Origin of the sequence: Nonomuraea salmonea (assembly GCF_042428605.1) — a bacterium.
Lineage (GTDB): Bacteria > Actinomycetota > Actinomycetes > Streptosporangiales > Streptosporangiaceae > Nonomuraea > Nonomuraea salmonea.
Map to the genome: position 1 here is coordinate 80,817 of NZ_JBHMCF010000061.1, position 26,966 is coordinate 107,782.

The window sequence follows — 26,966 nt, forward strand, 5'->3', positions numbered from 1 at the left end:
GCGGCATCCGATGTTTCACCCCCGGAAGACCCGCCACGTGGGCGGTGACCTGCGCGGTTACCGAGGTCGCCGCTGCAGAGATCCGATGTCAGGAGGATGCGTACGCGGCGGCTTCGCGCCCCTCATCCAGGCCGGCCTCGCCTCGCCCGAGCCGCCGGCTCGAGGGCGTGGTCAGAGCCAGCGCGCAGAGCAGCAGGATCGCACCTGCCGCGATCATCACCCACCGGTAGTCGACGACGGCCACGAGCGCGGCGCCCGCCGCGATGGAGGCCATCTGCGGCACGGTGACGGCGACGTTGCTAGCGGCGGCGGCGCGTCCCTGCAGCCGGGCGGGCGTGAGCCGCTGCCGGGTGGTCACCATCGCGACGGACAACCAGGGGATCGCGACGCCCGCCGCGAACAGCGCGCCCACCGCGACGGGCAGCAGGGGGACGCCGGCCAGGTCGGCGGTCATCGCCAGACCGGCGGAGCCGAGCAGCGCGAGCGCGACCGCGATCATGGCCACCGGTCCCAGGCGGCGCAGCACCGGCGCGGCGATCAGGCCGCCCAGCACGCTGCCCGCCCCCTGGACGGTCATCAGCACCCCGAAGAACGCGGCGTCCATCCCCAGGCCCTTGTCCACGAGCTCGAACAAGGACGAGTCGAAGACGCCGACGACGCCGAAGGCCGCCGCGCTCACCACCACCATGCGCCACAGCAGCGGGACGCTCCGCAGATGGAGGAGACCGGCGACCGTCTCCCGCCGCCTGCTGTGCTCCGGCCGGCGGGGCTCCGGGGCGGACTCGCGTACCTGGACGGTGCGGAGCACGAGCGCCGTGAGGATGAGGCAGGCGGCGACCCCGACGGCGAGCGCGCCGCCGCCCCAAGCGGCGTACAGGGCGCTGCCGAGGACGGGGGAGAAGATGCGCAGCCCCTGGTCGATCGTGGTCAGCAGGCCGTTGGCCGTGTCGAGGTGGCGGGCCGGCAGCATGTCGCGTACCAGGCCGGTCTGGGCGGCGGAGTTGACCAGGCCCAGCGCGCCGTACGCGAAGGCGACGCCGTACAGCAGCCACAGCTGCCCGGCCGTCTGCACGGCGAGCAGCGTCATGGCGACGGCGGCGCCCGCGAGGTTCGCCCAGATCAGTAAGGGTTTGCGGTGCACCTTGTCGGCGAGCAGCCCGATGAGCGGGAAGAGCACCACCGGGGCGGCCAGGGCGAGGAAGACCAGGCCGGCGGCGCTGCTGCTGCCCGACAGGTCCTTGGCCCACACCCCCAGCGTGAGGTAGAGGGCGCTGTCGGCGAGGTTGCCGATGGTCCAGCCGCCGAGCAGCCGCCGGAACGGCGGGTCGGCCAGCGCGGCCCTCACTGCTCCTCCTGCTCGGGCAGGAGGTAGGCGTTGTGGAAGATCCGGACGGGACGTCCCTCCGCGGGGCGCGCGTCCGGTTCCTGCCAGCGCCCGACGTACGGCTTGATCAGCTGGGCGAAGGCGTGCCCGAGCTGTTCGGCCTCCTGCGGTGTCAGCCAGAGCGTGGCGCCCCAGCCCGGCAGCCTGCCCTTCCACTCCTCCGGCACTTTCGCGGTGACGGCGGCCTTCATCCGTGCGGTCTCCCACTCGAGGAAGGCCTGGCTCAGCTCGGAGGCGGCGGAGCGGCCGTCCTCGTCCGGCTGCTCGGCGTCCCAGGTCTGCTCGATGTCGACGAGCCGCCAGGGGCGATCGCGCCTGCTCTGGCCAGGCGCGCGCTCGATGTAGCCGAACTTGGCCAGGACCCGCAGGTGGAAGGAGCAGTTGGACGGGCTCTCCGCCACGAGCTCGGCCAGCCGGGCGGCCGTCGCGGGGCCTTCGATGGCGAGCAGTTCGAGCAGCCGGATGCGCAGAGGGTGGGCGAGCGCACGCATCGCCTTCGGATCCTTGATCTCCACGTCGCCACGCTATATTCGAAAGAACTGTTTCGCAATAGCTCTTTCGAATCGGCCCGGGCGTCAGGTGAGGTCGGTCAGGAGGGCGTCGAGGGCCTCGCGGAGGGCGGTGGCGTTGGCGGGGGAGAACCACGTCGTGCGGATGCGCTCATTGGTGCCGCCCGGCGTCTCGTGATCGGCGGCCAACCGCTCGAGCGAGCGGGTCTCGTCGGACAGGGAGCGGCCGAGGTCGGCGAACAGGCCCCGTACGTAGCGCTCTGCCTGATCGGGCGCGATGCCGTGGCCGGACGCCCAGGAGCTGAGCGTGGCCAGGTAGGCGTAGTGGGTGGTGAGCGTGGACGTCAGCGCAGAGAAGACGTTGAAGGCGTCCTCGTCGTCCACCGGCAGCGCCCCGCCCAGCCGGTCGAACAGCGCGTCGGCCACCGGGTGCGGCGGGCAGGTGACGGTGACCGAGCGGCGCTCGCGCACGGCGGGCAGCGGGATGGCGCGCACCAGCGGCGCATCGGTGGCGAGCAGCCGGCGCAGCTCGGCGAGGGAGACGCCGGCCATCAGGCTGACGACGACCGTGCCGGCGGCGACGGCCAGACCGGCCAGGGCCTGCCGGTCCTGGGGGCGCACGGCGACGATCAGCACGTCGCAGCCGTCGGCCACCTCCTGGTTGCCGCCGCACACGCGCACGGTGCCGTGGCGGGCGGCCAGTTCGGCGGCCGTGGCCGCGCCGCGCGGCGACAGCAGCACCTCGGGCGGCGGGCCGTCCCCCTCCAGCAGGCCGGTGACGATGGCCCGGGCGATCTCGCCGACGCCGATGATGCCGATGCGCACTACTGCTCCTCGCGGTACGGGTGATGGGTGAGGACCATCATCGCGTACGCTCGGCCGGGGTCAGTCGTCGTCGGTGAAGACCACCTCGCGGCGGCGGCGGATCGCCGGCAGCACCGCCACCACCAGCGCCAGCACCGTCAGGGCCAGCAGGGTCGCCGAGATCGGGCGGGTCACGAACACCGACGCGTCGCCGCGCGAGATGATCAGCGCGCGGCGCAGGTTCTCCTCCAGCAGCGGGCCGAGCACGAAGCCGAGCAGCAGCGGCGCCGGCTCGCAGCCGCACTTGATGAGGACGTAGCCGAGCAGGCCGAACAGCACGATCGCGTACACGTCGAAGGCGTTGAAGCCCAGCGAGTACGTCCCGATCGCCGCGAACAGCACGATCATCGGGAACAGCACCTGGTACGGGATCCGCAACATCCGCACCCACATGCCGATCAGCGGCAGGTTCAGCAGCACCAGCAGCACGTTGCCGATCCACATCGAGGCGATCAGCCCCCAGAACAGCGCCGGCTCCTCGACGATGACGTTCGGGCCCGGCGTGATGCCGTGCACGATGAACGCCCCCACCATCAGCGCCATCACCGGATGCGCGGGCAGCCCCAGCGTCAGCAGCGGGATGAACGAGGTCTGCGCGGCGGCGTTGTTGGCCGACTCCGGTCCCGCCACGCCCTCGATGGCGCCGTGCCCGAACTCCTCCCGCCGCCGCGAGATCCGCTTCTCCACCGCATAAGAGGTGAACGAGGCCAGCACGTGCCCGCCGCCCGGCAGCACGCCCAGCGCCGACCCCAGGCCGGTGCCGCGCAGGATCGGGCCGGCGATGCGCCGCCAGTCCTCCCGGGTCGGCCACAGGTGCCGCACCCGCGACACGATCGCGGTACGGGCCTGCCCGCTCTCCAGGTTGCGCAGGATCTCGGCCACGCCGAACATGCCGACGGCCACCGAGACGAAGTCGATCCCCCCGTACAGCTCGCGCTGGCCGAGCACGAACCGGGGGGTGCCGGTGTAGAGGTCCTGGCCGACCGTGCCCAGCAGGACGCCGAGCGCGATCATCGCCAGCGCCTTGAGCGCCGTGCCGCGGGCCAGCGCGATCGAGACGATGAGGCCGAGCAGCACCAGCGAGAAGTACTCCGCGGGCCCGAACTGCAGCGCCACCCTGGCCAGCGGCGGCGCGGCGACGGCCAGCACGACGGTGGCGACCGTGCCGGCGATGAACGACCCGATCGCGGCCGTGGCCAGCGCCGGGCCCGCGCGGCCCTGCCGGGCCATCTCGTGGCCGTCGAGCGCGGTGACCGCCGCCGACGACTCGCCCGGCAGGTTGATGAGGATGGCGGTGGTCGAGCCGCCGTACTGGGCGCCGTAGTAGATGCCGGCCAGCATGATCAGCGCGGTGACCGGCTCGAACGTGAACGTGATCGGCAGCAGCATCGCCACCGTCGCCGTCGGCCCGATGCCGGGCAGCACGCCGACGGCGGTGCCGAGCAGCACGCCGACGAAGCAGTAGAGGACGTTCTGGATGAGGAGGGCCGTGGAGAAGCCCAGCGCGAGATTGTCGAGAAGGTCCATACCCCAAGATCCGGTTGCGCGTCAGGCGCCCAGCCACGGGCCCACGAGCGGGATCCGCAGCTGCAGTCCGACGACGAAGATGAGGGTGGCGGCCACCGTCAGACCGGCCGCCACCGCGACGGCCGTCAGCAGCCGTACGCGGCCGGCCAGCGCGGTCAGCAGCGCGGTCACCGCCGCCGTGGGCACGAAGCCGAGCCCGCGTACGGTGAAGCCGAAGAACACCAGCGCGATCGTGATGGCGGCGATGGCCCGCCACGGCACGCCGCCGAAGGCGATCACCTCGCCCGCGATCAGGCCCTTGACCACGATCGCCAGGCCGAGACCGGCCACGATGACGCCGACCAGCAGCGGGAAGGCGCCGGGCCCCATCCGCAGCGGGCTGCCCAGCTCGTAGCCGAGCGCGCCCGCCGCGAACACGGCGCCGATGACGACGAAGATCGCGCCGGCCAGGACGTCCGGCCAGGAGCGTCGTGCCCGCATGCTCAGCCGGCCTTGACGCCCGCGTCGGCGATGACCTTGGCCCAGGTGCCGAGCTGCTCCTGCAGCTTCGTCCTGTGCGCCTCAGGGGTGGCGTCCTCGGCGGGGACGGGCGCGGTGCCGAGCTTGGCCATCTGGTCGATGACCTTCTGGTCGGCCAGCGCCGTCTTCAACGCCTCCGACAGCTTGCTCACCACGTCGGGCGGGGTGCCCTTCGGGGCGTAGAGGCCGTGCCAGACGCTGACCTCGAGCTGCGGCAGCCCGGCCTCGGCCGTGGTGGGCACGTCCGGCAGGCTGCCGACCCGCTCGGGGGTGGTGACGGCGTACACCTTCACCTCTTTGGCGGAGATCTGGCCGCTGGTGTTGGTGGTCTGGTCGCACATGAAGTCGACCTGCCCGCCGACCAGGTCCGTCAGCGCCGGGCCGGTGCCCTCGTACGGGACCTCCTGCAGCTTGACGCCCGCGGCCGTCTGGAACAGCAGCCCGCACAGGTGGGAGGCGGCGCCGATGCCGGCGTTGGCCAGCGTCACCTTGCTCGCGTTGGCCTTCACGTACGTCACCAGGTCCTGCAGCGTGGCGGGCTCGAAGTCCTTGCGCGCCACCACCGTCATCGGCACCTCGGTGACCAGCCCGACCATCTCGAAGCTCTCCAGCGGCTGGTAGCCGAGATCCTGGTAGAGGGCGGGCGCGGTGGACATGCCGATGTGGTGCATGAGCACGGTGTAGCCGTCGGGTTCGGCGCGCGCCACCTCGCCCGCGCCGACCGTGCCGCCGGCGCCCTCCACGTTCTGCACGACGATCTTGCCGCCGAGCTTGGCGCCCATCGGTTCGGCGATCATGCGGGTGACGGTGTCGGTCGGCCCGCCCGCGCTGAACGGCACCACGAACGTGATCGTGCGGTCGGGGTAGGCACCGCCGCCGCCGCTCGCCGTGCCGCCCGTGCCTCCCGCGCCGCCGTTCCCGGCGCAGGCGGAGACGAGCGCCGCCGCGCCGATCACCGCGATCGCCCGCGCGGCGGTCCGGTACCTGCTGGTCCATGTCATATCGCGACCTCCTCGTCAGCGCATGCCCGTGGGTCGTGTGCGTGCGCGGCCCCGCAGGCTCCTGCGAGGACGCGTCCAGGGGGTGGAGAGGAATGGTTTGTTGAATGCGCCGGATGGGAGAAGAATCGCAAGATTAACGGTTCAACACAAGCGTTGATTTAGGACGTGCCGTGAGCCGCCGGCGGCGCCTTGACGGCGACATCATCCCCGGCGGCGCCCGGCCAGGCAATACGGGCCGTGAAACGATCCGGAAACGACTTCCGGCAATGTCGGCACGGGATTGTGCGGCGCCGCGAACTCTGACAGGCTGCCGAAAGACGCCGACCCGTGGCCGCCTTTCGCCCCGGGGCCCGAAGGGGGACGCAAGGACGATGCCGCGCCCGTACGAAGCCGAGCCCGCGGCGCCGGCCGGGCCCGCGCCACGGCGGGTCGGCGGCCTGCTGGCCGCCTACGTCGTCGCCCACGGCATCCTCATCGTGCACGGGCTCGGGCTGGCGCTGGCCGCCGTCATCGTCAACGCCAACCCCGCGCTCGGCGGCCTCAGCGAGCCCGCGCCGTGGGGCTCCATCATCTTCTACGTCGTCAGCAACGTCTTCCTCGCCGCATACAGCGTCGTGGTGATGCGGCTCATCCTCAACAAACGCAAGTCCGCCGTCGTCAACAACGCCGTCTGGGCCATTTCCACGGTCGTCTTCCTGCTCATCTGGTATTTCCTCGGCATGAAGTCACCGATCGGCGTCGTCATCGATTCGCTGCCCGGCATCGTGGGCATGGCCTATCTCGCGCGGTCGCGCCGGGTGCAAGAAACCCTCGTCCTTTCCTGAGCCCGGCCCCCCGGAAAATGCGTTGCCCCCGCTCAGGGCCGGATCGTAGGGTTGTGCGCTCGTGGTCACAGTGATGGAACGCGTGCTGCCCGCACGCCTCGGCACAGGTTTCCGATGGTTGCTGGCCTCGAGCTGGCTGACGAATCTCGGCGACGGGCTCGCCGCCGCGGCCGGGCCGCTGCTGATCGCCACGCTCACCCGTGACCCGCTGCTCATCTCCCTGTCGGCCCTGGTCAGCTGGGCGCCGCCGCTGCTGTTCGGCCTGTACGCGGGCGTGCTGTCCGACCGGCACGACCGGCGCACGATCGTCCTCGCCGCCAACGCCGCCCGCGCGGTGGTGCTGGCCGTGCTCGTGGTGTTGCTGCTGACCGGCACCCTCACCGTGACGACGGCGCTCATCGCGCTGTCGCTGCGGTCGGTCGCCGAGGTGTTCGCCGACAACGCCACCTCCACGCTGACGCCCATGCTGGTCGCCCGCGACGACCTGACCGTCGCCAACGCCCGCCTGGGCACCGGGTTCATCACGCTCAACCAGCTCGCCGGGCCGCCCGTCGGCGCGGCGCTGATCGGGCTCGGCCTGACCTGGCCGTTCGCCGGGCAGCTGCTGCTGGTGCTGGCCGGGATGGTGCTGGTCTCGCGGGTCACGCTGCCACCCCACGGCCACCGCGCCCGCACCCTCGACACTGAACCAGGCCCCGCGGCCGACCCCGCGGCCGACCCTGCGGTCGACGCTGAAGCCGATACCGCGGCCGGCCCTCTGGCAGGCGCCGATGCCCGGTCCGGGGGTGGCGTCGTGCGCGAGCTCCTCGACGCCTTCCGGTGGACGATCAGGCACGCCGCCGTCCGCACCCTCGCGCTCACCATCCTGATCTTCAACTTCACCTTCGGCGCCGCCTGGTCCGTGCTCGTCCTCTACACCCAGGAGCAGCTCGGCCTGGGCCCCATCGGCTTCGGCCTGATGACCACCATCAGCGGGATCGGCGGCCTCATCGGCACCAGCCTGTACGGCGCCATCACCCGCAGGGTGAGCCTCGGCGCGCTGATGCGGATCGGGCTCGTCATCGAGACCCTCACCCACCTCGGCCTGGCCCTGACCCACTCGCCGTGGGTCGCCGGCGGCATCTTCCTCGTCTTCGGCGCGCACGCCTTCATCTGGGGCACCACGTCGGTCACCGTCCGCCAGCGCGCCGTCCCCCAGGAGCTGCAGGGCCGGGTGGGCAGTGTCAACACCATCTGCGTCTACTTCGGCCTGGTCGTCGGCTCGCTCATCGGCGGCACCCTGGCCACTCACCTGGGGGTGGCGGCGCCGTTCTGGTTCGCCTTCGCCGGGTCGGCGGCGTTCGTGGTGCTGCTGTGGCGGCAGCTCCTGCACATCGCCCACGACTGAGCGGACGGGCCGCGTTCTCAGGCGTGGTCTCAGGCGCGTTCTCAGGCGCGGAACAGCGCGACGGCGCGGGTGCCGATCTTGAAGGAGGTGTCCGGGCGGCGGCCACCGTCCATGGGCACCTTGCGGCCTCGTACTGTCACCGCGAGCACACCGCCCCGCGGCAGCACAGCGGTCAGCGCCTCCACCATGCCGGGGACGCCCGCCGCCGCGCCAGGGCCGCCCCAGTGGGTCTGCTCGCCGTAGGGGACGTCAGTGATCGCGATGTCGGGCGCGCAGGAGCCGAGCGCCTGCCTGAGCCGGCCGGCGTCGAACACGTCCGCCTGGCGGGCCGCGTACGGGACGTCGCCGCCGCCGGTCTCGAGACCGGCGGCGAGCCGGTCGGCGGCCTGGGCCGCGTCACCGTACGCCGGCTTGCCGAACCGGGCGGAGCGCTCGCGCAGGTCGGCGGCACGAGAGGCCAGCCCGGACCCGCTCAGCAGGGCGAGGTTGCGCCCGGCCAGATCGACCGCCCGAGGGTCGAGGTCGGAGGCCAGCACCGAGGCGATGACCGGCCGGTGCAGCAGCGCCGTCACGGTCAGCAGATAACCGCTGCCGCAGCACGGGTCCCACAGCGTGGCCGGATGCCTGTCGCCGCGCAGGTCCAGCGCCCGCTGAAAGATCTCGCTCGCCAGCCGGACCGGGAACGCGGGAAACCCCGGCGCGGAATGCAGCACCGACCCGCTGGCCAGATCCTGGTAGTCGCGCGCAACGGTCGCATACCGGTAACTCATAGGGACGACCGGCTCTCCCCGCCTCGGCACGCGCGGGACCGCCCGACCTCGCCGCGGCGCCGGCGGGAGGTCATGCGGGGCCGGTCCCGCCGGTGCGCCGCTGGCGGGCGGCCTCGTACAGGGTGACGGTGGCGGCGCTGGCGGCGTTGAGCGAGCTGGCGGCGCCGGCCATCGGGATGCGCGCCATGATGTCGCACGCCTGCCGCCACCCCGCGCTCAGCCCGCTGGTCTCGTTGCCGATGACCAGCAGGGTCGGGCCGGTCAGGTCGAGGTCGGCGAGGTCGCGCTCGCCCTTCTCGTCGGTGCCCACCACCGTGAGCGGCAGCCCCCGGGCGCGCAGGTCGTCCACCCAGGCGAGCACCTCGCGGTGCGAGGAGCAGCGCACGACCGGCAGCGCCAGCAGCGATCCGGTGGAGGCCCGCACCGAGCGGGGATCGTAGGGGTCGGCGGCGTGCCCGGTGACGATCAGCCCGGTGCCGCCGAACGCGTCCAGCGACCGGGCCATCGTGCCGATGTTGCCGGGGTTGTTGGGCCGGTCGAACACCGCGCCCAGGAAGGCGGGCCCGACCTTGATGCGCGACAGGTCGTCGTCGGGCAGTTCGGCGACCGCGATCAGCTCGGGAACGTCCTCGTCCTTCTCGCCCAGCTGCCGCAGCAGTTCGGGGGCGGTGGCCACCCGCTCGGCCCCGGCCGCCTCCAGCATCTCCCTGGCCCAGCCCGACAGCGGCCGCTCGGCGTCGAACAGCAGCGCCCGCACCGGCCAGCCGAACTCGACCGCCAGGCTGATCGGCCGTACGCCCTGGACGACGAACTCCCTGGCCCGCTGCCGCTTGTTCCGGTTGCCCAGCAGGGCCTGCCACTGCTGAAAGCGCGCATTCGCCCGCGTGATGCGTACATGCGCCGGCACCGGCTGCCCCCGATCGATCACGCCGTACAGGATAGGAGCAGTTCCACCCGGTACGGCAACTCGATGACCGGACGGCCGGGCGTGCGGGTGTCAGCGCAGGACGGTGCGCAGCTCGCCGAGGACGTCCTGCATGATGGCGTCGAGCGGGCGCTCCTCGTCGATCCAGCGCAGGAACGCGACCCCGAACACCGTGATGCCCGACTGCGCGGCCAGCGTGGCGGCCGGCTCGCCGACGCCACGCGCGCGCAGCGCCTCGGCGATCGTGGCGGCCAGCGACGCCAGCTTGTGCCGCTCGCGCTCCTGCAGGGCGGGGTTGCGGTCGATGACGTCCTGGCGGGTGCGCGACAGGGAGCGGCGCTCGTCGGGGAACGACGACGACACCGCACGCAGGGCGGCGCTCACCATCTCCAGCGGCGACGCCTGCTCGGGCGCGGCCGCCACGCCCTCGAGGAACGCCTTCTCCAGCAGGTCCTGGCCGTGGAAGAGGGCCTCGCGCTTGTCCTTGAAGTGGCGGAAGAACGTGCGCTCGGTCAGCCCGACCGCCTGCGCGATCTCCGCGGCCGTCGTCTCCTCGTAGCCGCGGGTGGCGAACAGCTCGAGCGCCGCACGCTGCAGTCGTTCGGGGGTTCCCGGTTCCCAACGCACCATGCGCCCGAGTCTAGTGATGACAGCGACCGACATGAGGGTTAAGCTATGTCAGTCACTGACGTCAGTCGCTGACATGACTTTGCGAGGAGTACACCCATGCACGTTTTCGTCACCGGAGCCACCGGCTGGATCGGCTCGGCCGTCGTCGACGACCTGCTCGCCGCCGGGCACAAGGTCACCGGCCTGGCCAGGTCCGACGCCTCCGCCGCCGCGCTGGAGGCCAAGGGCGCCCACGTCCACCGCGGCGACCTCGACGACCTCGACGGCCTGCGCGCCGGCGCCGAGGCGGCCGAGGCCGTCATCCACCTGGCCAACAAGCACGACTGGAGCGACCTGGCCGGCACCAACGCCGCCGAGCGCGCCGCCGTCCAGACCCTCTGCGACACCCTCGAAGGCAGCGACCGGCCGTTCCTGCTCGCCTCCGGCATCGCCGGCTTCACCGACGGGGTGCTCACCGAGGACGTCCCCTCGCCCTTCCACGGCCCCGACTCGCCGCGCGGCGGCACCGAGAACCTCGCCTTGGGGTACGCCGAACGCGGCGTCCGCGCGGTGAGCCTGCGCTTCGCCCCCACCGTCCACGGCACCGGCGACCACGGCTTCATCTCCGTCATCGCCGGCGTCGCGCGCGACAAGGGCGTCTCCGGCTACCCGGGCGACGGCGCCAACCGCTGGTCCGCCGTCCACGTCTCCGACGCCGCCCGCCTGGTCACGCTCGCACTCGACAAGGCGCCCGCGGGCAGCCGCGTCCACGCCATCGCCGAGCAGGGCGTCACCACCCGCGAGATCGCCGAAGCCATCGGCCGCGTCTTCGGCCTGCCGGTCTCCTCCATCGACCCGGACGACGTCCCCGGCCACTTCGGCTGGATCGCCGCCTTCTTCTCTGGCCACTTCACCGCGTCCAGCGCCATCACCCAGGACCTCCTCGGCTGGCACCCCACCGGCCCGACCCTCATCGAGGACCTGAACGCGGGAGCATACGGCCGGGGCTAGAACCGGGCACGAGCCCGGATCACCACGTACGTCACCCCGACCAGCGCCATGGCAAGCACCAGGTGCACGGCGGTCTCGGCCCACTGCAACGGCCAGAACGGCAGCTCCGACCGCGCACGCAAGGCCCGCGCCACCAGCTGCCCGGCCCCCACCAGCAGCACCGACAGCGGCATCGCGATCCGGGTGTGCCGGGTGGCCGCACCGAGCGCGACACCGAGCGCCAGCGCCAGCAGCGACCTGCCGAACGGGACCGGCCCGTGACTCTCGTAGTACGGCCACGCCATGACCTCACCCCCCACCTCCGGCAGGAACCAGCCCAGCATCCCGGCCAGGACGGCGTTCGCCGCCACGGCCCCGGCCGCCGCCACCGCGACGACGGCCAGCAGCCAGCGCCCCCGCGACACGCTCTGCGTCCAGGCCAGCTTGTGGGTGCCGGCCTCGAACTCGCGGGCGACCAGCGGCGCACCCCAGATCAGGCAGATCGCACCGGCCAGGAAGCCCGACAGCTGGAAGGTGAGCCCGGCCAGGCCCGGTTCCAGCCGCTCGGCCGCCACGCCGGCGCCGTACAGCACGAGCAGCGCCGCGATGGCGGCGGCCTGGGCCCGCTGCCCGCGCCAGGCCACCCACAGCAGCCCGCTCACCGGGCCTCCTCGGGGTTGCGCAGGTAGTGCAGCACGAGGTCCTCCAGGCCGGTCGCGGGGTGGTCGCGCAGCAGGTCGCCGAAGCCGCCGCACAAACGCACGCGGCCGGCGCCCAGCAGGATCAGGTGATCGCACACCTCGGCCAGGTCGGCCAGGATGTGCGAGGACAGCAGCACGGTGGCGGGCAGGTCGCGGACCACGCTCATCACCTCCATGCGGGTCAGCGGGTCCAGCTCGGCCAGCGGCTCGTCCAGCACCACCAGCCCGGCCCGCTTGCCGACGGCCAGCGCCAGCGCGACCAGCGTGCGCCGGCCGCCGGACAGCCGGTCCACGCGCTCGCGCGAGCCGATGCCGTGCCCGGCCAGCAGCGACCGGGCGGCGGCGCCGTCCCAGCGGGGGTTGGTGGCGGCGCCGAAGCGCAGCAGGTCGGCGACGCTCCAGCGGCGGTAGAGCGGCTTGTCCTGCGCCACGAACGCGACCGCCGCCGGCTCCAGCGGCCCGCCGAAGATCTCGATCCGGCCGGTGGTGGGCTCCAGCAGGCCCGACACCAGGTTCAGCAGTGTCGACTTGCCCGCTCCGTTGGGCCCGACCAGCGCCGCCCTGGCCCCCTCCGGCACCGTGACGCTCGCCTCCCGCAGCGCCCACCGCCGCCCATGACGTCTGCCCAGGTCGTGCGTCTCCAGCGCGTTCACCGCTCCTCCCGTTCGGTCAGCTCGTGCAGGCGGCGCAGTAGTGCCAGGGCCGGCCAGGCGGCGATCAGCCGGTCCGTGGCGAACAGCGCCACCCTCCGCGTCACCAGCCGGCCGCCGTACCAGGCCGGCAGCGCCGCCACCGCCCGTGCCCGGCCGGCGCGCGACCGCGCCGGCCGGTCCGTCACGTCCCGCGCCGGCAGGCGCGGCTCCTCGGTCTCGGTCATCTCGTCCTTCCGTCACCCAGCACAGTCGGGCGAGCGGCATGAACGGTTCGCGCCGGGTGAGGATCCGGCGGCGTGGTCAGGTCGGCGTGGACGTCGTTGGCCGCCGCCGGCGACCCCGGCAGGCCCGCCTACCGGCCGGACGAGCGGCTCACCCGCACTTTCGCACCCACCCTTGCCCCCGTTCGCGCACGAGACGTCCAGACGCCTCCGGGCCGGCTCCGTTCGACCTCTGAGCGGTCAGGGGCGGGTCAGGTCCTGCAAGCCGACCACGCGCAGCAGCTGCAGCCGCTCGTGTGCCTCGGTGCCCGGACGGGCGGTGTGCACGATCAGCCGCTGGTCGTGCTCGGGGCTCAGCATCACCTCGCAGTCCAGCTCCAACAGGCCGACCACCGGGTGGGCGAAGAGCTTGGTGTCGCTGCGGCGCACCGCTACCTCATGATCGCCCCATAGCGCGGCGAACTCCGTGCTGCGGGCGCACAACCGGCGCGCCAGCTCGGCCGCCCGCGCGTTGCCAGGGCGGCGGGCGCAGGTGGCGCGCAGATCCGCCACCGCCGTCCGCGCCGCCCGCTCCCGCTCCTCTGGCGGGAACAGCTCACGCGCGGCGGGCACGGCGAAGAAGCGCCAGATGAGGTTGCGCTCAGCCTCCGGCAGGGCGGACACGTCGCCGTGCAGCGCCTTGCCCATCGCGTTCTGCGCCAGCACGTCGCCCAGATCGTTGACCACCTGCGCCGGCGTGTCCACCAGCCGGTCGAGGATGAGCAGCAGGCCTGGACGCACATGCTCGGTGGCCGGACGGTCGCGTGGCGGCTCCTCGCCGGCCAGGAAGAACAGGTGGTCACGCTCGTCTCGCGACAGCCGCAGCGCGCGGGCCACGGCGGCGAGCATCTGGCGCGACGGCCGCGACCCCCTGGCCTGCTCCAGACGCGTGTAGTGGTCGGTGGACATGCCGGCCAGCTGCGCCACCTCCTCGCGGCGCAGCCCCGGCGTGCGGCGCCGCGCGCCTCGCGACAGGCCCACGTCGGCGGGCATCAGCCGGGTACGGCGATGGCGCAGGAAGTCGGCCAGCTCAGCTCTGTCCACCCCTCCACCATGCCCGATGCCGTGGTGGCGTAGCCAGGGACGGCACGTCCCCGGATAAGGACGTCTCTTCCGCCGCCGCCCGACCCGCCCCAAAGTGGATCCCGGTTCATCCACCGGAAGAAAAGGTTCGTCATGCAGTACCGCACGCTCGGCCGTACCGGCATCAAGGTCAGCTCGTACGGGCTCGGTGCCCTGATGTTCGCCACCTCCGTCGGCAACCCGGATCCGGCCGAGTCCGCCCGCGTCATCCACAAGGCGCTCGACGCCGGCATCAACCTCATCGACACCGCCGACGCCTACGGCGACTCCGAGGAGGTCGTCGGCGGAGCGCTCAAGGGGCGGCGCGATGACGTCGTGCTCGCGACCAAGTACGGCCGCCCCATGGGCGAGGACCCCAACCGGCAAGGGGCCTCCCGCCGCTGGATCCGCACCGCCGTCGAGAACTCCCTGCGCCGCCTCGGCACCGACCACATCGACCTCTATCAGCTGCACGTCCCCGACCCCTGCACCCCCATCGAGGAGACGCTGTCGGCGCTCACCGACCTCATCCGCGAGGGCAAGATCCGCGCGATCGGCACCTCCAACATGCCCGCCTCCGACCTGGTCGAGGCCCAGTGGGTGGCCGAGCGGCGCGGCCTGGCCCGCTTCCACACCGAGCAGCCGCCGTACTCGCTGCTCAACCGCGCCGCCGAACGCGAGGTGCTGCCCGTCGCGCAGCGCCACCACCTGGGCGTCCTGGTGTGGGGGCCGCTCGGGCAGGGCCTGCTGACCGGCCGCGTCCGCCGCGGCCGGCCCAACGAGCTGCGCCGCGCCGGCATCTTCAAGCACCTCAACGACGAGCGCCGCATCGAGGCGGCCGAGCGGTTCGCCGAGCTGGCCGGCGAGGTCGGCCTGCCGCTCCACCACCTGGCGCTGGCGTTCGTGACCGCACACCCCGGGGTGAGCGCCGCGATGGTCGGCGCGCGCACCATGGCCCACCTCGACGACCTGCTCGCCGGCCTGGACGTACGGCTCAGCGCCGACGTGCTCGACCGCATCGACGAGATCGTCCCGCCCGGCACCGACGTCGGCAGGCTCGACCAGGCGTACCAGCCGCCCGCCCTCCAGCAGCCGTCCTTGCGCCGCCGCGCCGCCTGAGCCGGTCAGGGTCGCTGGCGGGCCAAGAGCGCACCGAGAGCCGCGGCGATGAGGGGGAGGCCGATCACGATCGCCGCGATCGTGAGCCAGGGCGTCTCGAACGGGACCCGCGGCGGGTCCTCCCACGAGGTGCTCGCCGTCAACGGCCACAGCAGCGACATCCCGGCGGTACAACCGGCGACCGCGCCGAGCACCGTGCCGCACACGGCGGTCACTCCCGCGCGGGCGGCGCCGAACCACCGGAACGCGATGCCGGTCCGCCGCATGACGCGGGCCTGGCGGACGTCGGCCGCCGCGCCGACCCCGGCCGCCAGCGCGCACGCGATCGCGGCGACGAGCGACGCGGCGGCGAAGGGCGCCCAGCCCATGGGCGCCTGGAAGCCGCGCTCGACGTGGATCTCGGCCAGCTCGTCGTCGAGCGCGTCGTCGAGACGCCGCTGCTCGCCGGGCGTGGCCCGGTGGACGGCGGGGTCGACGAACAGCTCGCTCGTGGCCAGGGAGTAGCCGAGGTCGCGGACGACTTCCGAGGGGACGAAGATCGTCTCCACGCCCGGTTCCGTGGCCCGCATGAGGAGCGCGGGGACGGTCTTGGTCTGCGTGCTCTCGTCGTTCTGGCCGAGCTTGTAGCCGATGTCCACCGAGCCGACCGGCACGTCGGCTGACGTGATCACCACCGGCGTGCCCTCGTCGTAGGGCGTCGACGGGTCGCCTGTGAGGTAGCGCAGGAGCTTCTCGTCACCGATGGCCAGGGTCGGGAAGAAGGCGTCCTCAGGAATCTCTACGTTCTTCGCTTCGGCGTTGAAGTACCAGCCGATGTCCGCGATGACCTCGCTCTGGATGATCGGCACGCCCGGCAGTGCCCGCTCCATCGCCGCTCGGACGGTGGCCGTGTCGGCGTCCGAGAAGGGTCCCAGCACCGGAGGATTCGACCGGACCAGCAAGGTGCCCGGCTTGCCCAGGGGGACGTACTCGGCTCTGCTCTGCGTCGTCTGGCCGGCCACGACCACCGTGAGCCCGATGCCGGCGGCGGTGGCCATCATGGTCAGCGTGATGGCCACCGCCGCCACCGCTCGGCGCTGGGCCAGGTCGCGGACGGCCAGGCGTAAGGGGACCGGCAACCGTTCCGCCGGTGGGCCGAGGAGCTCCAGAAGCCGCGAAGGCAGCGAGCCGAGACCGGCGACGAGCAGGCCCGCACCGAGGAGGGTCATCACCAGCATCCCGGCGAACTCCATGATTCCGTAGCGCGAATCCTCACGCGCCAGCCACGCGCCGAGCCCCATGGCGGCGACGCCCGCCGACGAGACGATCAGCCCCAGGGTGACGGCCCTGCGGCGGATCCGCTCGTGGCGGTGACGCGGAGCGGAGAACAGCGCGGCAGGAACGGCCAGCGTGGCGATCATCAGCGGAAGAGCCACGAGGAGGACGTACATCATCACCGTGGTGAGATGAAGAGCAAGATCGAAAGACATGGCGGAATGGTAGTGGCGGACCGGCCAAAGGCCGGGCAGGCGTCTCCGACCGCCGGGGCCACCCATCCGGCCGGCCTGGACCCGCCACCCCGACCGGCGAGTCTCACGGACGGTGACGAAAGGCTGCTTATAGTGTCGATCTCCGGGGTCCGGACAGGGGTGAAGGGACGACATGAGCGGCACGATCACAGTGCTGGGCGCGATCGACCAGGAGTACCTGTTCCAGGCGCGGCAGATGCAGGCGCTGTCGCTCGCCGTGCACATCCCGCTGGTGTGCTTCGGCATCGCCTTCCCCGCCATGGTGCTGTTCTGCGAGTGGCGCCACCTGCGTAGCGGCGACCCGCTGTATCGCACGCTGGCCCGGCGGTGGGCCAAGGTGATGCTGGCGCTGTTCGCGATCGGCGTGGTCACCGGGACGATCCTCAGCTTCGAGCTGGGCCTGCTGTGGCCCGCCTGGATGGCGGGCTTCGGCGAGGTGTTCGGGCTGGGGTTCACGCTGGAGGGCTTCTCGTTCTTCACCGAGGCGATCTTCATCGCGATCTACGTGTACGGCTGGGACCGGCTGCGCCCGCTGCCGCACTTCCTGTCCGGCATCCCCGTGGCGCTCGCGGGCGTCGCAGGCTCGCTGTTCGTCATCTCCGTCAACGGCTGGATGAACCACCCGGCCGGCTTCACCCTGCGCGACGGCCGGGTGGTCGATGCCAGGCCGTGGGAGGCGCTGTTCGGCAACGGGTTCTTCTGGCACGAGTTCGTCCACATGTACGTCGCCGCGTTCGTCGTCGCCGGTTTCCTGGTCGCCGTCCCCTACGCGTGGGGCTTCCTGCGCGGCCGCCGCGACCGCTACCGGCGTACCGCGCTGACGATCGCGCTGTCGGCGGCGGCGGTCGCCGCGCCCGTGCAGGTGATCGTCGGCGACTGGGCCGCCCGCGAGGTCGCCCAGCACCAGCCCGTCAAGCTGGCCGCGCTGGAGGGGCTCGGCCGCACCACCAGCGGCGCCCCCGAGCACCTGCTCGGCTGGTACGACGGCGAGGAGGTCAGGTACGGCGTCGCCATCCCGCGCCTGCTGTCGCTGCTGGCCTTCCACGACCCCGACGCCACCGTGACCGGCCTGAACGCCGTGCCGGTGGCCGACCAGCCGCCGGTCAACGTCGTACGGCTGGCCTTCCAGGCCATGGTCGGCATCGGCCTGCTACTCAGCCTGCTCAGCGTCATCCACCTCTACACCAGGCTGCGGCACGGCCGATTGCCCCGCTCCCGCTGGTTCCATCGCGCGGTCGTGGCCGCGGGCCCGCTGGCGGTGGTCGCGCTCATCTGCGGCTGGGTCACCACCGAGGTCGGCCGCCAGCCCTGGATCGTGTACGGCGTCATGCGCACGAGTCAGGCCGTCACCGGCGCGCCCGGCATCCCGCTCGGCTACGGCACCCTCATCGTGGTCTACCTGGGGCTGGCCGGCGGCGTCGCGTGGCTGCTGCACCGCTTCAGCCGCGTCCCGATCGAGGCGGACCACCGTGACTGAGCTGCCGATGATCTTCATCCTGGCCGGTCTGGCCGCCTACACCGTGCTCGCCGGCGCGGACTTCGGCGCCGGCCTCTGGACGCTGCTGGCCGGCCGGGGCGAGACCGGGCACCGGGCGATGCGGCACCACGCCAGGCACGCGATGGGGCCGGTGTGGGAGGCCAACCACGTCTGGCTGATCTTCGTGCTGGTGGTGTGCTGGACGGCGTACCCGGTGGCGTTCGGGTCGATCACCTCGACGCTGGCGGTGCCGTTGTTCGCCGCCGCGGTCGGCATCATCCTGCGCGGCGCCGCGTACGCGCTGCGCGGCCGGCTCGAAGGCGCGCCCGGCGAGCGGCCGATCGAGTACCTGTTCGCGCTCTCCTCGATCCTGACCCCGTTCGCGCTGGGCACGGTCGCGGGCGCGATCGCCACGGGACGCGTCCCGGTGGGCAACGCCGCGGGCGACCTGGTCACCAGCTGGCTGAACCCCACCTCGCTGCTCATCGGCGCGCTCGCCGTCGCCGCCGGCGGCTACCTGGCCGCCGTCTACCTCGCCGCCGACGCCCGCAGGGCCGGCTCGCCCCGCCTGGAGCACGACTTCCGCGTCCGCGCGCTCGCGGCGGGCGGCTGCGCAGGCGCGCTGGCGCTGGCCGGCCTCATCGTGGCCCGCTTCGACGCGCCCGCGCTGTTCACCGGGCTGACCACCGGGTGGGGCGCCGTCATGGTCGCTCTTTCCGGGCTGGCCGGCATCGCGACTCTGCTGCTGGTGTGGCGCGAACGCTTCGAGCCGGCCCGCGCGTCGGCCGCGCTCGCGGTGGCGGCGGTCATCGCCGGGTGGGCGCTGGCGCAGCGGCCCCGCTTCCTGCCCGGCCTCACGCTCGACCAGGCCGCCGCGGGGACGCCGACGCTGCGGGCGATCGTCGTCGCGGTCGCGGCGGGCGCGGTCGTGCTGCTGCCCTCGCTGATCCTGCTGTTCCGGCTGTTCCTGCGCGGCGACCTCGACCACGGCGCCCCGGGAGAGGCCGAGCGCCGTACCGGGTTCGCCGCCGAGCGCCGTGCGGGCCGCCGCCGGCTCGGCGGGTTCGCCGTCGTCACCCTGGTCGCGGGCCTGGCCCTGGCCCTCCTCGCCGAGCCCGGCCTGCTGCTCGGGCTCGGCGTCGGGTGTCTCATCGCGGGCGCGGTGGCGACGTTCGCCCTCGCCACCGCGGAGCCGGAACGGCCGTGAGTCAGCGCGGGTCCCGCCGGGTCACGGCGGGCCTGACGGCCCAGTAGCCCGCGCCGTACATGGCCAGCCCGAGCAGGATGAAGCCGCCCGCCACGGGGTAGCGCAGCCCAGGCTCCATGTACGTCGCCAGGAACCAGCTGTGGCGCACCGTGCCGCCGGCCACGAAGGAGGCGGCGACGATGCCCTGGGGCACCAGCGGGACGGCGCCGAGGCCGAAGCACCACCCCGCGATCGTCCTGCGGGTCATGGACAGCCCCTCGAAGCGGGACGTCATGCTCGCGCGCGCCCGGCGGCCGGTCCGCATGACGTCGAGCAGCTCGGTGCCGCGCGAGCGCAGCCGCCACTCCGCCAGCCGGCCGAACCCCCACCAGCACAGCACCCCGGTCACGACACCGACGGCCAGGCCGGCCCACCCGTACCAGTAGGCCACCAGCCCGGCCGGCAGCCCGGCGAGCAGGACCAGCACGAGCATCAGGTAGGCCAGCCCGGTCAGCCCGCCGTCGTCCTCGCTGATGCGCAGCGGGTTGCCCGCGCGGCGGTGCGGATCGGTGCCGGGCACCAGCAGGTGCACCGACACCAGCGGCACCAGTCCCGCCGCGCCGCCGAGCAGCGCGGGCAGCAGCGCCAGCACGAGCGGCCACGGCCCGCCGGCCACGGCGGTGAACGCCACGGTCAGCACGATCGCCACCGGCGCGTGCGCCGCCAGCCAGGCCAGCTGACGGCCCCGCACGTCGCTGACGCCGGGCATCATCAACGTCAGCCACAGCGCGGTGCCGTCGGTGCCGTAGACGTTGGCGGTCATGGCCGCCGCCATCACGACGAAGATCGGCCCCGCGTACGGCAGCAGGTCGTACCAGCCGAGCAGCAGCGGGCTGGCGGCGAAGCAGACGCCGTAGGACAGGGCGAAGGTCAGCTGGTGGTTGCGCACCAGGTCGCGCGACCACGTACGCAGCTCCTTGGCGACGACGGCGCCGGTCGCGCCGCCTGCCGTCATCGGCCGCCTGGCCCGCCCCGACCGCCGCACGGCGCCGGCCCGCTCACCGAGCAGCGCGGCCCACGCGCCCAGCAGCAGCACCACCAGCACGGCCAGCGCCACGAGCGCCCACCACCGGCCCTGGACGGCCAGCAGCCCCCACCCGGAGGGCATGTACCACACCGCGGCGGGCACGCCGGTCTCGTCGAAGAGCACCATGAACACCCAGACCTGCCCGAGCGCCGCCAGGACCGCGCCGTTGAGCAGTCCCGAGGCGATCGCGCCAGGACGCGTCCGCACTGCCAGGCCGACCAGCGCCACGATCACCTTCGACAGCAGCACGATCACCGCCAGCTGCAACGCCATCGCCGGCACCGCCACCAGCGCGTTCGCCACGCCGAGCCGCGCTCCCACCACCACGAGCCCGGTCAGGGCGACCAGGCTGACCAGCGGCGCGATCCCGACGAAGGCCGCCACCAGCAGGCCGCCCGCCAGCCGGCGCGGCGGCAGGCCGAGCAGCGAGAAGTACTCCGGACGCAACGTCTCGTCCCCGCCGCCCATGAAGACAGGGCCGAGGATCCAGCCGAGCAGCCACGCCGCGTAGGCGGCGGCCAGCAGGTCGAGGTCGGTGAGGGCAAGGTAGACCGTGCCCGCCGCGAGCAGCAGGCCGAGCGTCGCGCCCGTGCCGGCCGTCTGGGCCCGCTGGCCGCGCAGCTCGTGCCGCAGCAGGGCGACCTTCATGCGGGCCATGGTCAGCTCGACAGCCACGACAACTCCTTGACGCCGTCGCCCGGGTCGCCGACGAGCTCGACGAAGGTGTCCTCCAGCGTGCGCGCGCCGCGCACCTCCTGCAGCGTGCCGGCCGCCGCCACCCGGCCCTTGTCGATCACCGCGACGCGGTCGCACAGCTGCTCGACCAGCGCCATCACGTGGCTGGACAGCACGATCGAGCCGCCGCCCGCCACGAAGCCGCGCAGGATCGTCTTGATCGTGGCGGCCGAGACCGGGTCCACGGCCTCGAAGGGCTCGTCGAGCACCAGCAGCCGCGGCGCGTGCAGCAGCGCCGTCGCCAGCCCGATCTTCTTGCGCATGCCGGTCGAGTATTCGATGATCAGCGTTTTGTCCGCGCCGTCCAGCTCCAGCACGTCCAGCAGGTCGCCGGTTCGCCGCGCCACCACGTCCTTGTCCAGGCCGCGTAACAGGCCGAGGTACGTCAGCACCTCACGCCCCGTCAGCCGCTCGGGCATGGCCAGCCCGTCGGGCAGCACCCCGACGAGGGCCTTGGCCCGCTCAGGCTCCGACCAGACGTCCTGGCCGAAGATGCGGGCGCCACCGGCGTCGGGCCGCAGCAGGCCGACCGCCATGGACAAGGTGGTGGTCTTCCCCGCGCCGTTCTGGCCGACCAGGCCGAAGAACGAGCCGGGCGGGACGGTGAGGTCGATGGCGTCGACGGCGAGGGTGTCGCCGAAGCGCTTGGTCAGCCCGCTGATCTCGAGGGCCGGCGTCATGGTGTTCTCCGGGGGGTGAGGAGGCGTGGCCGGCGTGACCACGTGGTCGCTCTCGGCCATGGACGGCTGCCGGTGGCCTGGCGGGGACGTCGACGTGATGCCGGCGCACGCCGCCTCCCCTCGTGAACGCACAGCCACCCGATGGCGAGAACATGATCCTATGCGGTCGAGCAGGAGAAACTCGATCCCTCAGCGGCGGCTCCTGCTCACCACGACAGGGCGCCGGCGTCCTCCATGAACGTGCCGGCGAAGTGGCGGCCGGTGACGCCGCTGTCGCTGCTCACGTCCAGCGGCACGCCGAACGCGTCCGTCATGCCGACGATCCTGCCGAGCGCCCGCTCGGCGTCGCCCTCACCGCCGTCGGTCATCAGGTGCTGCCGCGTGAGGGACGTACCGCGTTCGACCCCGTCACCGCCGCACCCGCCGCGCCGCCGCAGGGCCGGGGGAGCGGCTGGTGCCGGTCGCCAAGGCCGGCACCTCCAGCGACGTGCTGAGCCGGCTTCTCGACGCGCACGCGGCGGAACCCGGCGCGGCCGAGGCCGAGGTGGTGCTGTGCGGCATCGGCGAGCAGCCCCGCCACCTGCGCGACGACCCTGCCGACGTGGCGCTCATGCACCGGCCCTACGCGTCGCCGCACGCCTCCAGGAGGCCGGATAGGCCGCCCACGGGAGTCCGTGAAAGCGAGGGGGCTGCCGACTATACCCACTGACACAGCCCACCTCGTCGAGAGGCGATCGATGACCAGGCCCCCCACGTGACGGCCCCCGTCAGCTGGACGACTCCACCGAGCTGCTGCTCAAGTACGGGTCGTTCCGCGGGCTGGGGCCGGGCACTCCCTTGGCGCAGCTCGTCGTCCACTCGGCGGGCTGGACCGACGAACAGCCCCACCACGACTGACCGTCCAACGACCGACCGCCCCCAGGCTGACCGCCCCAGGCCTGACGCCCCCAGGCTGACCGCCTCACGACCGACGGCCCGCAGCCCGCCACGCCGCAGCCCTCGCGCGCGTCCGTTCACCCCGCAGGGGTCTCGTCGCCGGTCGGTTGCAGGCCCTTGGCCGGGCGGGTGCCGGGCAGCAACGGGGCCTTGCCCAGGAGCCAGTCGGCCAGGTGGTCGCGTTCGACGAGGATCAGGGGCTCGCGCGCGCCTAACGCCTCCTGCCTGGCCTGGCGGGTGAGGGTGCTGGTGGTGACCAGGACGCCTTTGTGGCCGGCGAAGGTGTTGGCCAGCGCGCCCAGGAAGTTGCGCACGTCGGGCGCGCCGACCGTCTTGGCGTACCGCTTGCACTGGACGGCGATCCGGCCGTGTCCGGGGGCGACGGCGGTGATGTCGACCCCGCCGTCGCCGGCGCCGCCGCGCTCGCGGACCTGGCGGAACCCGTCGGCGATCATCCGCTCGGCGACGAGGTGCTCGAACGCGCGCCCCGTCATGCGATCGACGCGCTCAAGCTCGGCGTTGGCGGCCAGGAAGCGCCGCCGTTCCGCCTCGATCATCCGGTGCCGCAGCACCAGCCCGCCGACGAACAGCACCGCCAGCAGGCCCCCGATCGCGACGGCCCACCCGGGATGCTCCCGGGCGAACCACACGACCGCGACGCCCACCGCGCCGGCCGCCGCGATCGACCCCTGCCGCCGCCCCGCGCCCCGCTTCCTTCGCTTGGAGCCCCTCGCCATGACGCCTCCCCGCATCAGCACCAGCACCAGCACAAGGCGATTGTGCGCGGCGGGACCGACAGAAAGCAGGGCTCACTCGCCGCGGGCCGGGCTCGTCTTCGCCCTCAGCGCCAGCCGAGCGCCGGGGCGACGTGGGTCAGCAGGGAGGACAGCAGGTGGGCGTTGTAGTCGACGCCGAGCTGGCTGGGCACGGTCAGCAGGAGCGTGTCGGCGGCGGCGATCGCCTCGTCGCCGGCCAGCTCCTTGACCAGCACGTCGGGCTCGGCGGCGTACGTGCGCCCGAAGATGGCCCTGGTGGTGGCGTCGATGAAGCCGACCTGGTCGGAGCTGGTGCGCTCGTGCCCGAAGTACGCGCGGTCGGTGTCGTTCACGATCGGCATGATCGACCGGCTCACCGACACGCGCGGCTCGCCCTCGTGCCCTGCCTCCTTCCACGCCTCACGGTAGGCCTGGATCTGCTCGGCCTGCTGGACGTGGAACGGCTTGCCGTTCTCGTCGTCCTTGAGCGTGGAGCTCATGAGGTGCATGCCGAGCCCGGCGGCCCAGCGCGCGGTGGCGTTCGAGCTGGAGCCCCACCAGATGCGCCGCCGCAGCCCCTCGGAGTGCGGTTCGAGGCGCAGCAGGCCGGGCGGGTTGGGGAACATCGGCCGCGGGTTCGGCTCGGCGAACCCCTCTCCCTCCAGCACCTTCAGGAAGACCTCGGCGTGCTTGCGGGCCATGTCCGCCTCGGTCTCGCCCTCGGCCGGGGCGTAGCCGAAGTAGCGCCAGCCGTCGATGACCTGCTCGGGTGATCCGCGGCTGATGCCGAGCTGCAGTCGCCCGCCCGCGATCAGGTCGGCGGCGCCCGCGTCTTCCGCCATGTAGAGCGGGTTCTCGTAGCGCATGTCGATGACGCCCGTGCCGATCTCGATCCGGCTGGTCCGCGCGCCGACGGCGGCCAGCAGCGGGAACGGGCTGGCGAGCTGCTGGGCGAAGTGATGCACCCGGAAGTAGGCGCCGTCGGCACCGAGCTCCTCGGCGGCCACCGCCAGCTCGATGGACTGCAGCAGGGTGTCGGACGCGCTGCGCGCCTTCGAATACGGCGACTCCGACCAATGCCCGAAGCTCAGAAAGCCGATCTTCTTCATGCAGGCTTCAACCTTCCCCTGGTCAAAGACATTCCTGTTAGCATATTTGAACGATCGATCCAGATAGGCTACGGTGGATCCCATGGCAAGGACCAGGGGGTTCGACACCGACGCGGTGGTGGCCCGGGCGATGGACCTGTTCTGGACGCGGGGATACGAGGCCACCTCCATCCGCGACCTGACCCGGCACCTCGGGCTGGGGCAGGGCTCGATCTACGCCGCCTTCGGCGACAAGGACGGCCTCTACCGGGCCGCGCTTGAGCACTATCGCATCACGTACGCGACCGCCGCGCTGCGCACGCTCGAACGCGAGTCCGACGTCCGCGCGGCCGTCCGCGCGCTGCTGACCGAGCGGGTCCGCGTCGCCGTCGAGGGCGGCGGCCGGGGCTGCCTGCTCATCAACGCCGCGACCGAGCGCCTGCCGCACGACCAGCCGACCGGGCGCATCGTCCGCGACGTGCTGGCCGCCAACCAGGAGGCGCTGGCCACCCTGTTGCGGGCGGCGGCGGAGCGCGGCGAGCTGGCGTCGCGGCACGACCCAGAAACTCTCGCGGCTTTCCTGGTGACGTTCCTCAACGGGCTGCTGGTCGGCTCGAAGGTGACCCCCGACGCCCGTGCCCTTGAGCCACTCGTGGAGGTCGCCCTGGGCGTCCTCGAGTGAGTTTTTTCTGCCCTGAATCTGTAACATACGATCCAGAAAGGCTTCATCGACGATGATGTACGACCACCGCGGCGACCCCGTCCGTACGGGCCGCGCCCCCGCCAACGGCACGAGCCTGCACTACCGCACCGCGGGATCAGGCCCCGCCGTGGTGCTCCTGCACGGCGTGCCCAAGACGGGTTACCACTGGCGTCACCTCGTCCCGAAGCTGACGCCCCACCACACCGTCGTCGTCCCCGACCTGCGCGGGCTCGGCGACTCCGCCCGCCCCGCCGGCGGCTACGACTCCGCCACCATGAGCGACGACATCGCCGCCCTCATGGCCCACCTCGGCCACGACGCCTACGCGGTGATCGGCGAGGACTGGGGAGCGGTGATCGGCTACCAGCTCGCCGCCCGGCACCGCGACCAGGTCACCTCCCTGGTCTTCGCCGAGGCGCTGTTCCCCGGGTACGGCTTCGAGGACCACACGGCGCTCACCCCCGAGAACGTCGCCAGTGGCCTGCACCTGTGGCACCTCGGCTTCTACTTCCAGCCCGACGTGCCCGAGATGCTGATCGCCGGGCACGAGCGCGAGCTGATCACGTACATGATCAAGAACGAGCGCAGTCGGCCCGACAGCGCCACCCCCGACGCCATCGAGGAGTACGTGCGCTGCTATTCCATGCCCGGCGGCATCCGCGCGATGCTCGCGATCTACCGGGCCATGCTCGTGGACGCCGAGCAGAACCGGCAGGCGGCGCGGCGCAGGCTCGACATCCCGGTGCTGGCGCTCGGCGGCTCCGCCTTCATCGGCGAGCGGAACGAGACCCAGCTGCGAATGTTCGCCGACGACGTCACCGGACATGTCTTCGACGCCGGGCACGACCTCGCCGAGGAGGTCCCCGACGAGATGGCCGAGGTGGTGCTGCCCTTCCTGGCCCCGGCGGGGCGGTGACGTCAGCTCCAGTGACGGTCCCCGAGCAGCGTCGCCTCGGCGCCGCCGTCGGCGAAGACGATCTGGCCGGTGACGAACCTGTTGGCCGGCCCGGCGAGCCAGCAGATCAGCTCGGCGACCCACTCGGGCCGCCCGGGGAAGCCGCCGTACGGCTGCGGCGCCACGGCCTGCACGGCGCGGCGCACCTCGTCGTTCTCCGTGATGTACGCGGCGGCGGGCGTGTCCACGACGCCCGGCGCGACGGCGTTGAGCGCGATGCCGGACCCCGCCCACGCGGGTGCGGGCGCGGCCCTGCGCACCCAGCCGTTCAGCGCCCGCTTGGCGATGCCGTAGGCGCCGGACGGGCCGCCCATGTCCGGCTCGGCACGCAGCAGGGCGAGCGCGGCGTCCTCGTCCCCGTCGAGGCACGCCTTCATGATGCGCCCGTCCGCGGGCTCCAGTGAGGACGTGGACGACACCGCCACGGCCCTGGGCGCCGCGCTGCGCGCCAGCAGCGGGCGCAGCCCTTCGAGCGTCGCGACGGCGCCGAAGAAGTTCGTCTCCAGCAGCCCCGTCTTACCGCCGCCCGCCACGGCGAGCACGGCGTCGATCGGCCCGCGCGCGCTCACCTGCTCGACCAGTGACCGCCGCCCCTCGGGGGTGGACAGGTCGGCGCGGACGCCGGCGCCGTCGAGGTCGCAGCCGATCACGGTGGCGCCGCGCTCGCGCAGCAGGGCCGCGGTCGCTGCGCCGATGCCCGACGCCGAGCCGGTGACGACGTACGTCCGCCCGGCATGCTCTGTGGTGGTCAT

The 26,966-nt window shown here is 72.9% G+C and carries 29 protein-coding genes; 9 read left to right on the forward strand and 20 right to left on the reverse strand.

Translation table 11 applies throughout. The features are described 5' to 3' along the window. Positions 1 to 88: 88 nt before the first annotated feature. Genes ACFFR3_RS47760 through ACFFR3_RS47785 form a run of 6 tightly spaced genes read right to left on the reverse strand, consistent with a single transcriptional unit; the run spans position 89 to position 5,804 of the window. A complete protein-coding gene (locus ACFFR3_RS47760; protein ID WP_379485345.1) occupies positions 89 to 1,345 on the reverse strand; it encodes an MFS transporter in 1,257 nt (418 codons plus the stop codon). Continuing rightward, positions 1,342 to 1,899 (reverse strand): helix-turn-helix domain-containing protein, encoded by a 558-nt coding sequence (locus ACFFR3_RS47765; RefSeq protein WP_345406061.1) that lies wholly within the window; start codon positions 1,897 to 1,899, stop codon positions 1,342 to 1,344. Before ACFFR3_RS47765 ends, ACFFR3_RS47760 begins: the two co-directional genes overlap by 4 nt. Before the next feature lie 60 nt (positions 1,900 to 1,959). Then, entirely contained in the window at positions 1,960 to 2,718 is a 759-nt protein-coding gene (locus ACFFR3_RS47770) for an NAD(P)-binding domain-containing protein (protein ID WP_379485346.1), read from the reverse strand. 60 nt (positions 2,719 to 2,778) lie between these two features. Further along, positions 2,779 to 4,284, reverse strand: coding sequence for a tripartite tricarboxylate transporter permease (locus ACFFR3_RS47775; RefSeq protein WP_364374806.1), 1,506 nt, complete (start codon positions 4,282 to 4,284; stop codon positions 2,779 to 2,781). A 21-nt stretch (positions 4,285 to 4,305) separates the two neighbouring features. Further along, positions 4,306 to 4,764 carry a tripartite tricarboxylate transporter TctB family protein gene (locus ACFFR3_RS47780; RefSeq protein WP_345406070.1) on the reverse strand — a complete coding sequence of 153 codons (459 nt, stop codon included), beginning with the start codon at positions 4,762 to 4,764 and terminating at the stop codon, positions 4,306 to 4,308. A gap of 2 nt (positions 4,765 to 4,766) precedes the next feature. After that, the gene (locus ACFFR3_RS47785; RefSeq protein ID WP_345406073.1) at positions 4,767 to 5,804 is read right to left on the reverse strand and encodes a tripartite tricarboxylate transporter substrate-binding protein; all 1,038 of its coding nucleotides are present in this window, start codon (positions 5,802 to 5,804) and stop codon (positions 4,767 to 4,769) included. 371 nt (positions 5,805 to 6,175) lie between these two features. Here ACFFR3_RS47785 and ACFFR3_RS47790 point away from each other — a divergent pair, with 371 nt between their 5' ends. Both ACFFR3_RS47790 and ACFFR3_RS47795 read left to right on the forward strand, forming a co-directional pair. After that, positions 6,176 to 6,628 carry a hypothetical protein gene (locus tag ACFFR3_RS47790; protein WP_345406076.1) on the forward strand — a complete coding sequence of 151 codons (453 nt, stop codon included), beginning with the start codon at positions 6,176 to 6,178 and terminating at the stop codon, positions 6,626 to 6,628. 61 nt (positions 6,629 to 6,689) lie between these two features. Further along, the gene (locus tag ACFFR3_RS47795) at positions 6,690 to 8,015 is read left to right on the forward strand and encodes an MFS transporter (RefSeq protein ID WP_379485347.1); all 1,326 of its coding nucleotides are present in this window, start codon (positions 6,690 to 6,692) and stop codon (positions 8,013 to 8,015) included. A gap of 41 nt (positions 8,016 to 8,056) precedes the next feature. Here ACFFR3_RS47795 and ACFFR3_RS47800 read toward each other — a convergent pair whose 3' ends face one another. From ACFFR3_RS47800 to ACFFR3_RS47810, 3 genes are all read right to left on the reverse strand, one after another. Continuing rightward, on the reverse strand, positions 8,057 to 8,785 hold the full coding sequence (locus ACFFR3_RS47800; RefSeq protein WP_345409855.1) for an rRNA methyltransferase: 729 nt from the start codon (positions 8,783 to 8,785) through the stop codon (positions 8,057 to 8,059). 70 nt (positions 8,786 to 8,855) lie between these two features. Beyond that, on the reverse strand, positions 8,856 to 9,713 hold the full coding sequence (locus tag ACFFR3_RS47805; protein ID WP_364374817.1) for a TrmH family RNA methyltransferase: 858 nt from the start codon (positions 9,711 to 9,713) through the stop codon (positions 8,856 to 8,858). A 69-nt stretch (positions 9,714 to 9,782) separates the two neighbouring features. After that, positions 9,783 to 10,340: a TetR/AcrR family transcriptional regulator gene (locus tag ACFFR3_RS47810; RefSeq protein WP_345406085.1), complete on the reverse strand. Its 558-nt coding sequence runs from the start codon at positions 10,338 to 10,340 to the stop codon at positions 9,783 to 9,785. 96 nt (positions 10,341 to 10,436) lie between these two features. Here ACFFR3_RS47810 and ACFFR3_RS47815 point away from each other — a divergent pair, with 96 nt between their 5' ends. Next, positions 10,437 to 11,330 carry an SDR family oxidoreductase gene (locus ACFFR3_RS47815; RefSeq protein WP_379485348.1) on the forward strand — a complete coding sequence of 298 codons (894 nt, stop codon included), beginning with the start codon at positions 10,437 to 10,439 and terminating at the stop codon, positions 11,328 to 11,330. On the opposite strand, the gene ACFFR3_RS47820 is transcribed toward ACFFR3_RS47815, so the two are convergent. The 4 genes from ACFFR3_RS47820 to ACFFR3_RS47835 all read right to left on the reverse strand — a co-directional run bounded on the left by ACFFR3_RS47820 (position 11,327) and on the right by ACFFR3_RS47835 (position 13,967). After that, entirely contained in the window at positions 11,327 to 11,971 is a 645-nt protein-coding gene (locus tag ACFFR3_RS47820; RefSeq protein WP_379485349.1) for an ABC-2 membrane transporter-related protein, read from the reverse strand. The genes ACFFR3_RS47815 and ACFFR3_RS47820 overlap by 4 nt on opposite strands. After that, positions 11,968 to 12,663, reverse strand: a complete 696-nt coding sequence (locus tag ACFFR3_RS47825) for an ATP-binding cassette domain-containing protein (protein WP_345406088.1) — start codon at positions 12,661 to 12,663, stop codon at positions 11,968 to 11,970. Before ACFFR3_RS47825 ends, ACFFR3_RS47820 begins: the two co-directional genes overlap by 4 nt. Next, the gene (locus ACFFR3_RS47830) at positions 12,660 to 12,887 is read right to left on the reverse strand and encodes a hypothetical protein (protein WP_345406091.1); all 228 of its coding nucleotides are present in this window, start codon (positions 12,885 to 12,887) and stop codon (positions 12,660 to 12,662) included. The genes ACFFR3_RS47825 and ACFFR3_RS47830 overlap by 4 nt, the downstream gene beginning before the upstream one ends. A 237-nt stretch (positions 12,888 to 13,124) precedes the next feature. After that, the gene (locus tag ACFFR3_RS47835) at positions 13,125 to 13,967 is read right to left on the reverse strand and encodes a helix-turn-helix transcriptional regulator (protein ID WP_364374832.1); all 843 of its coding nucleotides are present in this window, start codon (positions 13,965 to 13,967) and stop codon (positions 13,125 to 13,127) included. A gap of 132 nt (positions 13,968 to 14,099) precedes the next feature. Between ACFFR3_RS47835 and ACFFR3_RS47840 the strand changes: the two genes are divergently transcribed. Further along, the gene (locus ACFFR3_RS47840) at positions 14,100 to 15,104 is read left to right on the forward strand and encodes an aldo/keto reductase (RefSeq protein WP_379485350.1); all 1,005 of its coding nucleotides are present in this window, start codon (positions 14,100 to 14,102) and stop codon (positions 15,102 to 15,104) included. Between the two features lie 5 nt (positions 15,105 to 15,109). Here the strand turns inward: ACFFR3_RS47840 and ACFFR3_RS47845 are convergent, their stop codons facing one another. Continuing rightward, entirely contained in the window at positions 15,110 to 16,573 is a 1,464-nt protein-coding gene (locus ACFFR3_RS47845) for a hypothetical protein (RefSeq protein WP_345406097.1), read from the reverse strand. A 172-nt stretch (positions 16,574 to 16,745) separates the two neighbouring features. On the opposite strand from ACFFR3_RS47845, the gene ACFFR3_RS47850 reads away from it, so the two are divergent. After that, positions 16,746 to 18,089 (forward strand): cytochrome ubiquinol oxidase subunit I, encoded by a 1,344-nt coding sequence (locus ACFFR3_RS47850; protein WP_345406100.1) that lies wholly within the window; start codon positions 16,746 to 16,748, stop codon positions 18,087 to 18,089. Further along, positions 18,082 to 19,296: a cytochrome d ubiquinol oxidase subunit II gene (locus ACFFR3_RS47855; protein ID WP_345406103.1), complete on the forward strand. Its 1,215-nt coding sequence runs from the start codon at positions 18,082 to 18,084 to the stop codon at positions 19,294 to 19,296. Before ACFFR3_RS47850 ends, ACFFR3_RS47855 begins: the two co-directional genes overlap by 8 nt. A 1-nt stretch (position 19,297) precedes the next feature. Here ACFFR3_RS47855 and ACFFR3_RS47860 read toward each other — a convergent pair whose 3' ends face one another. The 3 genes from ACFFR3_RS47860 to ACFFR3_RS47870 form a co-directional block, all read right to left on the reverse strand. Further along, complete coding sequence (locus ACFFR3_RS47860; RefSeq protein ID WP_379485351.1) at positions 19,298 to 21,037, reverse strand: hypothetical protein; 1,740 nt, start codon at positions 21,035 to 21,037, stop codon at positions 19,298 to 19,300. Continuing rightward, the gene (locus ACFFR3_RS47865; RefSeq protein ID WP_364374847.1) at positions 21,022 to 21,777 is read right to left on the reverse strand and encodes an ABC transporter ATP-binding protein; all 756 of its coding nucleotides are present in this window, start codon (positions 21,775 to 21,777) and stop codon (positions 21,022 to 21,024) included. The genes ACFFR3_RS47860 and ACFFR3_RS47865 overlap by 16 nt, the downstream gene beginning before the upstream one ends. Positions 21,778 to 21,983: 206 nt before the next feature. Next, positions 21,984 to 22,145 (reverse strand): hypothetical protein, encoded by a 162-nt coding sequence (locus ACFFR3_RS47870; protein WP_345406113.1) that lies wholly within the window; start codon positions 22,143 to 22,145, stop codon positions 21,984 to 21,986. 86 nt (positions 22,146 to 22,231) lie between these two features. Here ACFFR3_RS47870 and ACFFR3_RS47875 point away from each other — a divergent pair, with 86 nt between their 5' ends. Next, positions 22,232 to 22,486 carry a hypothetical protein gene (locus tag ACFFR3_RS47875; protein ID WP_345406115.1) on the forward strand — a complete coding sequence of 85 codons (255 nt, stop codon included), beginning with the start codon at positions 22,232 to 22,234 and terminating at the stop codon, positions 22,484 to 22,486. 304 nt (positions 22,487 to 22,790) lie between these two features. Here ACFFR3_RS47875 and ACFFR3_RS47880 read toward each other — a convergent pair whose 3' ends face one another. Both ACFFR3_RS47880 and ACFFR3_RS47885 read right to left on the reverse strand, forming a co-directional pair. Next, positions 22,791 to 23,483, reverse strand: a complete 693-nt coding sequence (locus tag ACFFR3_RS47880; protein ID WP_364374852.1) for a restriction endonuclease — start codon at positions 23,481 to 23,483, stop codon at positions 22,791 to 22,793. A 71-nt stretch (positions 23,484 to 23,554) separates the two neighbouring features. After that, a complete protein-coding gene (locus ACFFR3_RS47885) occupies positions 23,555 to 24,577 on the reverse strand; it encodes an LLM class flavin-dependent oxidoreductase (protein WP_345406124.1) in 1,023 nt (340 codons plus the stop codon). 82 nt (positions 24,578 to 24,659) lie between these two features. Here ACFFR3_RS47885 and ACFFR3_RS47890 point away from each other — a divergent pair, with 82 nt between their 5' ends. Then, positions 24,660 to 25,238 (forward strand): TetR/AcrR family transcriptional regulator, encoded by a 579-nt coding sequence (locus ACFFR3_RS47890; protein ID WP_364374855.1) that lies wholly within the window; start codon positions 24,660 to 24,662, stop codon positions 25,236 to 25,238. 52 nt (positions 25,239 to 25,290) lie between these two features. Further along, positions 25,291 to 26,175, forward strand: a complete 885-nt coding sequence (locus ACFFR3_RS47895) for an alpha/beta fold hydrolase (RefSeq protein ID WP_364374858.1) — start codon at positions 25,291 to 25,293, stop codon at positions 26,173 to 26,175. Between the two features lie 2 nt (positions 26,176 to 26,177). Here the strand turns inward: ACFFR3_RS47895 and ACFFR3_RS47900 are convergent, their stop codons facing one another. Beyond that, a complete protein-coding gene (locus tag ACFFR3_RS47900) occupies positions 26,178 to 26,966 on the reverse strand; it encodes an SDR family oxidoreductase (RefSeq protein ID WP_345406131.1) in 789 nt (262 codons plus the stop codon).